At 73.6% G+C, this 7,957-nt stretch carries 8 protein-coding genes; 7 read left to right on the top strand and 1 reads right to left on the bottom strand.

Annotated elements, in window-relative coordinates; genetic code table 11:
- Positions 1-759, top strand: a 759-nt coding sequence (locus L2I40_RS14465; protein WP_237215769.1) for a phosphotransferase, incomplete at its 5' end; no start/stop codon positions are given.
- 90 nt (positions 760-849) lie between these two features.
- The gene (locus L2I40_RS14460; RefSeq protein ID WP_237215767.1) at positions 850-1,707 is read left to right on the top strand and encodes a hypothetical protein; all 858 of its coding nucleotides are present in this window, start codon (positions 850-852) and stop codon (positions 1,705-1,707) included.
- Positions 1,708-1,722: 15 nt separating this feature from the next.
- Here L2I40_RS14460 and L2I40_RS14455 read toward each other — a convergent pair whose 3' ends face one another.
- The gene (locus tag L2I40_RS14455; RefSeq protein WP_237215766.1) at positions 1,723-3,183 is read right to left on the bottom strand and encodes an O-antigen ligase family protein; all 1,461 of its coding nucleotides are present in this window, start codon (positions 3,181-3,183) and stop codon (positions 1,723-1,725) included.
- A 672-nt stretch (positions 3,184-3,855) separates the two neighbouring features.
- Between L2I40_RS14455 and L2I40_RS14450 the strand changes: the two genes are divergently transcribed.
- The 5 genes from L2I40_RS14450 to L2I40_RS14430 form a co-directional block, all read left to right on the top strand.
- Positions 3,856-4,995: a hypothetical protein gene (locus L2I40_RS14450; protein ID WP_237215765.1), complete on the top strand. Its 1,140-nt coding sequence runs from the start codon at positions 3,856-3,858 to the stop codon at positions 4,993-4,995.
- Entirely contained in the window at positions 4,995-6,080 is a 1,086-nt protein-coding gene (locus tag L2I40_RS14445; protein WP_237215764.1) for a nucleotidyltransferase family protein, read from the top strand. The genes L2I40_RS14450 and L2I40_RS14445 overlap by 1 nt, the downstream gene beginning before the upstream one ends.
- A gap of 178 nt (positions 6,081-6,258) precedes the next feature.
- The gene (locus L2I40_RS14440; RefSeq protein WP_237215763.1) at positions 6,259-7,425 is read left to right on the top strand and encodes a Gfo/Idh/MocA family protein; all 1,167 of its coding nucleotides are present in this window, start codon (positions 6,259-6,261) and stop codon (positions 7,423-7,425) included.
- On the top strand, positions 7,422-7,604 hold the full coding sequence (locus L2I40_RS14435; RefSeq protein WP_237215762.1) for a hypothetical protein: 183 nt from the start codon (positions 7,422-7,424) through the stop codon (positions 7,602-7,604). The genes L2I40_RS14440 and L2I40_RS14435 overlap by 4 nt, the downstream gene beginning before the upstream one ends.
- Positions 7,601-7,957, top strand: a 357-nt coding sequence (locus tag L2I40_RS14430; RefSeq protein ID WP_237215761.1) for a MarR family winged helix-turn-helix transcriptional regulator, incomplete at its 3' end; no start/stop codon positions are given. The genes L2I40_RS14435 and L2I40_RS14430, both read left to right, overlap by 4 nt.

Genomic DNA, 7,957 nt, shown 5'->3' with positions numbered 1-7,957 from the left:
GTCATCGCGCGCAGGGCGTGCCGTCGCGCCGGCCTCGCGGCCCAGGTCGCCACCTGCCTCGGCGCCGCGGACCCGCCGCCGCTGCTCGTGCAGCAACGCCTCGCCGGACGCAGCCTGCAGCTTAGGCAGCGTGGCCGCATCCTGCCCGAGGCGGAGCTGCGCGCGCATGTCGCGGCCGCCATGGCGCCGCTGATGCGGCTGCATGCGCAGGCGCGCCGCGTGCCGGACGGCCCCGACCACGCGCTGATCTTCCGAGACCTACCCGTCTGCCTCGACCGGCACCCGGCGCTCGCCGCCCCGCTCGGCCCGGCGCTCCGCGCGTTACAGCGCTGGCCGGCCCGCAGCGACCTGGGGGCGGTGCTCGTGCATGGCGACTACTGGCTCGGCAACCTGCTGTTCGACGCCGAGGGTGCGGTTTGTGGCATCGTGGACTGGGAACGCTGCCGCCAGGATGGATGCGCGGGCCTGGATGCCCTCCACCTCGCCGCAGCGAGCTACGGCGTCTGGCGCGCGCGGCCGCTCGCGCTGGTCTTCGAGGAGATCTGGACTCGACGCTGGAGCAGCCCCTTCCTCCAGGAGCATGTGGCGGCGGTGACCGCGGCGATCGCCCTGTCGGAGAAGGACGTCACCCGCCTCGCGGTGCTGCTCTGGCTCGGCTACGTGCGCAGTTCCGTCCTCGCCATGGATCCGCCGGCCGACGACTGGCTGCAGCTGAACGTCGCGCAACCCGCGCGCTCGCTGCCAGCCTGGATGGGCTGAGCCCCGAACCTCACACATGCTTGTCCCGCGCCGGCATTCCCGCCCCCGCCCGCGCAAGGCAGGATTCCGACGCGAGCGGGAGACGGCGCGATGGGCTGGCGAGGCACGGCGGGCCAGGCGGTGAACCGCGTTCTTGCGGAGGCGAACCTCGCCCTGGTGCGCCGCGAGCTGGATTTCGAAGACCGCCTGGAGAGCCCGAAGCATCTCGACGCGATGTTTCGCGCACTGGCCGACGCATTCGGCACCTGGCTCGCGCACCAGTCGGTGCTCCGGGCGACGGCCCGCCTCGACCTCGTGGCGGAGATCGCGACCTTCCACGCGGACTACCTGCGGACGTCGTTCCGCGAGAAGGCGGGCGGGAGCCGGTTCAACAACCTGCTCTGCCTCAACCTGATCGCCAGGCTCATGGCGCCGCCGCTGATCGTGGACAGCGGCACCTACACGGGGGCCAGCGCCTGGGCGCTGTCGCGCGGAGCGCCGCAGGCCCAGGTGGTCAGCTTCGACATCGACCTGTCGCACCTCGCGCTCCGCGCGCCCGGGGTGCGCTACATCGAATCCGACTGGACCCGCGCCGAGTTTCCGGCCGATCAGGCGCGCGCCGGCTTCTGCTACTTCGACGACCATGTCGACCAGGCACGGCGGCTGATCGAGGCGGCGGAGCGCGGCTTCGGCCTCGCGATCTTCGACGACGACTTCACGCTCGGCGCCTTCCCGGCGATGGCCCGGGATCCGGGCGTGCTGCCGAAGATCGAGATGGTGCTCGACACCTCGCTCGAGGATGGCGAGGAGATCGTCTGGTCGTCACGCGGGGTGCGGCGAAGCTGGCGGGTCGATGCCGCCTATCTCGCCCGCGCGCGCTCCCATGTCGCAGCGACCGACCGGCTGCCCAACACCTCGCTCGTCACCGGCATTCACCAGACGCCGTATCGGCTGGTCGCGCTGCGCTGATGCACGCCGTGGCTGTCAGGCCCGAAGCGGCTCAGGTCCGCCATGTGCCGGGCGCAGATGGCAGAAGGCCATCGCCAGCCAGCCGAACATCCCGAGCTCGCCGACGAAGGCGGAACTGAGCGGCGCGGCGAGCAGCACCTGCAGCGCGACCGCCGAGCCGGCCAGCGCCACCGGTGGCGCACCGCGCCGCACGCCTACCAGCGAGACCGCGAAGCACCAGGCCACTGCGGCGAGATAGACGCTGCCGGCGACCAGCCCGAGCGCGTAGTAGCTCTCGATCACCTGGCCGTCGAAGGTGAGCCCGTTGCCGAGCCCCACGCCGAGCGGCTGGATTTCCAGAAGATCGACCAGCGCACGATAGTCGCCCTCGCGGGAATTCGCGCTGATGTCGGCGTCGAGGCGATCCGCGCCGAGCGTGGCCAGGCGCTCGGTCACGCTGGTCATCGCCTCGGGCACGAAGACCGCGGCCGCGGGCAGCAGCACGAGAAGTCCGCCCACCACGATGGCCGCCTGGACCTTCAGGCCGGGCCGGCCGCGCACCAGCAGGTAGAGCACAGCGGCCGCCACGGCCAGCCAGTAGGTGCGCGCCATGGTCAGCAGCAATCCGGCCGCAGCGCAGGCCAGCGCAACGAGCTGGAGTGGCCCCGGGATCACGATCAGGAAGGGCATCGCGGCGCCGAGGAAGGCGGCGAGGCTGTGCGGCGAGTTCAGCAGGCTGAAGACGCGCACTTCGTACGGAAAGGGATAGCCAATGGACGTCATGCGCGCGAACTCGATGACGTCGCGCACCCATTCCGCGTCCCACGCCGGAAGAATGGTGAACTGGACGACGCCATACACGCCGGCCAGCGCGGCGCCGAGCGCGAGCGTCCGCACGACACGGCGCGGCAGCGACGGGCTTTCCGGCAGCGCGACGATGACCAGAGCCGCGAAGCAGGGCGGCACCGCGTAGCGCAGCCAGTCGAACACCGCGCCGGTGAGCGAGCCCTGCGCGACACCGAGCACGAGCCCGTAGCCGGCCGCGACGATAGCGACGAGCATCGGGCCGGCCAGCGGAAAGGCAGGCCCGGCCACCATGCGCAGCAGCAGCACCAGGCTCGGTGCGCTCGCCGCCCAGGGCGCCAGCATCACCGGATTGACGCGCAGCCAGCCGAGATCGAGGTCCATCCAGCGGCGCAGCCACGGCGTCAGCACGAACAGCCAGATGCAGAAGCAGACATAGGCGCCGGTGCGCCGCGTGCCGAGCAGCGCGACGCCGACGGCCAGCGCCAGCATGGGAAAGACCAGGCGCATCAAGCCGCCGAGCCCCACCGCGGTGCCGAGCATGACCAGCGCGATCAGGCCGAAAGCCGGCACGAGATCCCACAGCAGGCCGCGCCCCGGCTCCACCCAGGCCTGTGTCGCGGACGCCGTGTCGTGCGGGTGCGGCGGCGCTCCTGCCACCGCGATGCCAGCGCCCGGCCATGGCCGCATCATGCGCGCATCGCTTCAGCGGCGGCCGCGCGGGATGGGCGGTGCATGCGAAGGACCGGTCTGCATCTCGTGTGGCGTCGCATGTGCCACCGCGCCATTGCAACCGACGATGCATTGTCCACCGCAATCGTCGCGCGGCTTTGAACCGGCCGATCCGTGGTGCCCGCGCCTGCGCCGATCTCTCCTTTCTTTGACTGTCGTGGCGGCAGAGGGTGAGTCAGTCTCTGGTCGTCGACGCCGGAATTGTCCGGCTCGCGGCGGAACGGCTCAGACATCCGGGAAAGGCTTCCAAAATGACAAAGGATACAGACGGCCCGGGCGCGACATCCGGGTCTGAGGAGGCAATGGATGCCGGCCGAAGGCGTCTGCTGGGCAAGGCGGGGAGAGCCGCGCTGGTCGCGCCACCGGCCGTCACCCTCCTGCTGACCAGCGGCGGCGCGCGGCCGGCCTGGGCCTCGGGCCTGAGCCGCGGCGGCGGCAGCCGCGGGCGTTCCGCCTCCGCACCGAACCCCCCGGGAAAGGCGCTGGGCCTCCGCGGATTGGCGCCAGGTCAGAACAAGTAGGCCTCTGGCCGGCCCTGCGCCGCGCCGGACCGCAGCGCAGGACAAGCCGGGCGCCGTGCCATTGCGCGAGCCCGCAAGCGCGCCAAGGCTGGGCCCCGACGGGTGCAACGCCATGACGGCCAGCCTGCACCAACTCGGCGCGTCCAGCTTCGCGCTCGTCGGCAGTCCGGGGCGTGTCTACCACCTGAACGCGACGTCCGCCGCCGTCGCCCGATCGCTCGTGCAGGGCAGGCCCCGTCACAAGGTGGCCGCGTGGCTGAGCGCGCAGGCCGGCATCGCGCCCGATCATGCGCACTCGCATGTCGCGGCCCTGCAGCGCCTGCTGTGGCCGACGCCGGATGCACCACCGGAATCGGCTTGCCGACCGGACGGCATGTTGCGCTGGTCCGCGGCGTCGGAGTGGCCCGATACCTCGCACGAGACACGGCACTACCGCCTCCTCGACCTTCGCTTCGACTGCAGCTTCGACGACGCCGCATCGCGGGCGGCCGTCGCGGCCTTCGTGGCGCTGGAGGCCGGCGCGGAGACCCCGCCCGCGATGCGGTTCCACGCTGAGCTGCGGAACGGCCGCATTCGGCTGCATCGCGACGGCTTCTGCCTCGACAGCCGCGTGGCGCCGAGCGGGCTCGTGAACCTGTTGCGGATCGCGTTCGCGGAAGCCGGGCTCGCGAACAGCCAGGTTGCCTGGGCGCTGCATGCGGCCGCCGTCGCGCGCGACGGCCGCGCGATCCTGCTGCCCGGCCGCGGCGGCGCTGGGAAGAGCACGCTGGCACTCGGCCTCGGCGCCGCGGGCTGGACCGTGCATGGCGACGACACCGTCGCGCTGAGCTCCGACCTCGCGCTCCGGCCGATGCCGCTGCCGGTCTGCCTGAAGCGCGGATCCTGGTCACATGCGGAGGCGCTGCTCGGCGCGGCCGGGCGCGGCCTCGACGGACGACGGCCGGATGGTCGCGCCGTCCGCTGGCTGACGCCGGGGGCCACGCTGCGAATGGCCGATCCCGCGACGCGCACGCCCGTCGGCCACATCGTCTTTCCAGCCTTCGCGCACGGCGGCGAGACGGCGCTGCGCCCGCTTGCGGCCGACGAGGCGCTGCGTCGCCTGCTGCCCGCGCTGCACGCGCCGGGCGACGGCGTCACGCCGCGCGCGCTCGACGCGCTGATCACCTGGATCGGCGCCCTTCCCTGCTTCGAGTTGCGCCACCGCTCCCTTCCGGAGGGCATTGCCGCGCTGGAGGCGCTTGCGGCGGCGTGATGGGCGAACCGCTTCTCCGCGCGCTCGCGGCGAGCTTCGCGACGCCGCCCGACACCGCCATCCTCGCCAGGCTGTCGCCGGAGGACTGGGCCGAACTCGTGGCGCTGGCGCATCGCCATCGTCTCGTGCCCGCCTTGCATCTCGCCCTCACGACCAGGATGGCCGATGCGGCGGTGCCGCCCGAAGTGCGCGATCATGCCGGCGCGATCGCCGCGCTGAACGACGCGCGCAACACGGCGGTCCAGGCCGAGATCCGCAGCGCCATCGCGGCGCTCAATGGCGCCGGGCTGGAGCCGGTGATGCTGAAGGGCGCGGCAATCCTGCTGGAGGGCGGTCATGCGGCACGCGGGCGCATGATCGGCGACATCGACCTGCTCGTCCCCACGGCGCGGGAGGACGAGGCGCTCGCGGCGCTCGGCGCAGCGGGCTTTCGACCGATCTCCGAATACCCGCCATCGTCGCATTCCATCGCCGATCTCGATCGGCCGGGCGGCCATGCCTGCCTCGACCTGCATCGCGACCTGCTGGACCCGCCCTTCCGGCACCTGCTGCCAGCCGCCGACGTGCTCGCCCGCGCCGTCCCGCGCAAAGCGGATGGGCTGCGCTGGCACGTCCCGGCGCTCACGCACCGCGCGTTGCACACCCTGCTTCACGCGCAGATCCTTTCCGCCGGCTACTACGTCCGCCGGCTCGACCTCGGCGCCGCGCGTGACATCACGGCGCTCGGCGACGACGTGGACTGGACCGGGGTAGAGGCCTGGGCGGATCGCCACCGGATGCGCCCCATTCTGGACGCCATGCTGCTGGCGGCGGGCGACGGCTTCGGAATGCCGTGGCCGCTGCGCACGTCGCCCGGCGAGGTCGCGCTCGCGCATCACCGCCGCGCCTGCCAGTTGGAACGCGAGGACGGGCGGTGGGACAGCGGCCTCGGGCTGCTCGCCCGGCTGCGGGAGAGCGTGGCGGCGGACCGGCTCGACGCCGCCTTCGGTACGGACCGCACGCGCCCCGCGCAGGTCGCCCTGCAGCTTGCCAGCGTGGCGCGGCGGCATCGCGCCGCAGAACTGCTCCGGCGACTGCTGCGGTGACGCCCGACGGCGCACCGCGCGCCCTGCCACCGGAGCCCGCCTTGCTGTAGACGCAGGCGATGACCCTGCCCCGGCCCGATCGCAGACGGTGCGTCCTGGCCAGCCCAGGCCGGTGGCCCGGCCGCCCGGATCACCCCGCCCCGGCGCCGGTGCCACGGCGCCGGCCGGGATCGCTCGGATGAGCCCGCTCCGTCTCGGCGTCGCCGGGCTCGGCCGCGCCTTCATGCTGATGTGGCCGACGCTCGCGCATCATCCCCGCCTGCGCCTCGTCGCCTGCGCCGATCCCCGGCCCGGGGCGCGCGCGCGCTTCGTGCAGGACATCCCGGGCGCCGCCGCGCACGAGACGGTCGAGGCGCTCTGCGCCGACCCGGAGGTCGAGGCGATCTACCTCGCCACGCCGCACCAGCACCATGCCACGCAGGCGATCGCCGCCGCGCGCGCCGGCAAGCATGTCCTCGTCGAGAAGCCGATGGCCGTCACGCTCGCCGAGGCGGAGGCGATGGCTTCCGCGCATGCGCGCGCAGGGACGGTGCTGATGATCGGCCACAGCCATGGCCAGGACGGTCCGGTGCGGCACGCGCGCCGCCTGATCGCCGCTGGGCGCTTCGGCGCCCCGCGACTGATCCACGCGCTGGCCTTCACCGACTTCCTCTGGCGGCCGCGCCGGCCGGAGGAGCTCGACACGGCGCAGGGCGGCGGCGTGGTGTTCAGCCAGGCCGCGCACCAGCTCGACGTGGTCCGGGTGCTGTGCGGCGGGCGGCTGCACAGCGTCCGCGCGCAGACCATGGCGGGGCGCGGCACGGAGGGCGCGTATGCCGCGTGGCTCGCCTTCGAGGGTGGCGCCGCCACGGCGACCTACTCCGGCTTCGGCCGCTTCGACAGCGATGTCTGGATGGGCTGGATCGGCGAGCTCGGCACGCCGAAGACGCCGACCACGCCGGGTGCGGCGCGCGCGCGGCTCGACACGGCGCAGGAGGGGCAGGCGAAGCTGGCGCGCGCCTACGGCGCGGGACCACCCGGCCTGCCGGCACCCGAGCCGCCGGCGCACCACAACCAGTTCGGCCTGGTCCTCGTGCAGTGCGAGCGCGCCGACCTCCGCCTCACGCCCGACGGCGTGGAGGTGCACGACGACGACGGGCTCCGGCTCGAGCGCACGCCGCTGCCCGCGTTGCCGCGCGCCGAAGTGCCCGACGCCTTCGTCGCCGCGATCCGCGACGGGGTCGCGCCGGCGCATGACGGCGCCTGGGGGTTGGCGACGCTCGAGGCCTGCCTCGCACTGCTCGCCTCCGCCCGCGAGGGCCGCGAGGTTGCCCTGCATTGTCAGACGAGGTTCCGCGACGCATGACCACGCTCCGCATCGAGGCGCGCCGCGACGCGGCGACCGGGCTCTTCTACCTGGCGATCCACATGCCGGCCGACGCGCCGGAACCCTTCGTCACGACGGTGCCGCGCTACGCCTCCGCCGCCGCGGCGGAGCAGGATCTGGTCGCCAGCATCACCGCCGCCGCCAGCCGCCCGCGATGACGCGGCTGGCGCCGCTTCCGCTGGAGGCCTCGCTGGGCTTCCAGGTCCGCGACCTGAACCGGCGGATGCAGCGCGAGATCGCCGCGCGCATCGCCCCGCACGGCGTCGTGCCCGGCGCCTGGTATGCGCTGCGCGTGCTGTGGGAGGAGGACGGGCTGACGCAGCGCGAGCTCGCCGCGCGGATCGGCATCCAGGAGCCGACGGCGGCAATCGCTCTGCGCGGGATGGAGCGCGCCGGCTGGATCCGGCGCCGGCGCAGCGCGGAGGACCGCCGCAAGCTGCATGTGGAGCTGACGCCGGCCGGCCTCGCGCTGCGCGAGGCCCTGCTGCCGGAGGCGCGCGCCGTCATCGCC

The organism is Falsiroseomonas oryziterrae, assembly GCF_021864505.1.
GTDB classification, from domain to species: Bacteria; Pseudomonadota; Alphaproteobacteria; order Acetobacterales; family Acetobacteraceae; genus Falsiroseomonas; species Falsiroseomonas oryziterrae.
The sequence above is the reverse complement of the archived record's forward strand: the minus strand, read 5'-3'. Positions and strand labels throughout refer to the sequence as shown.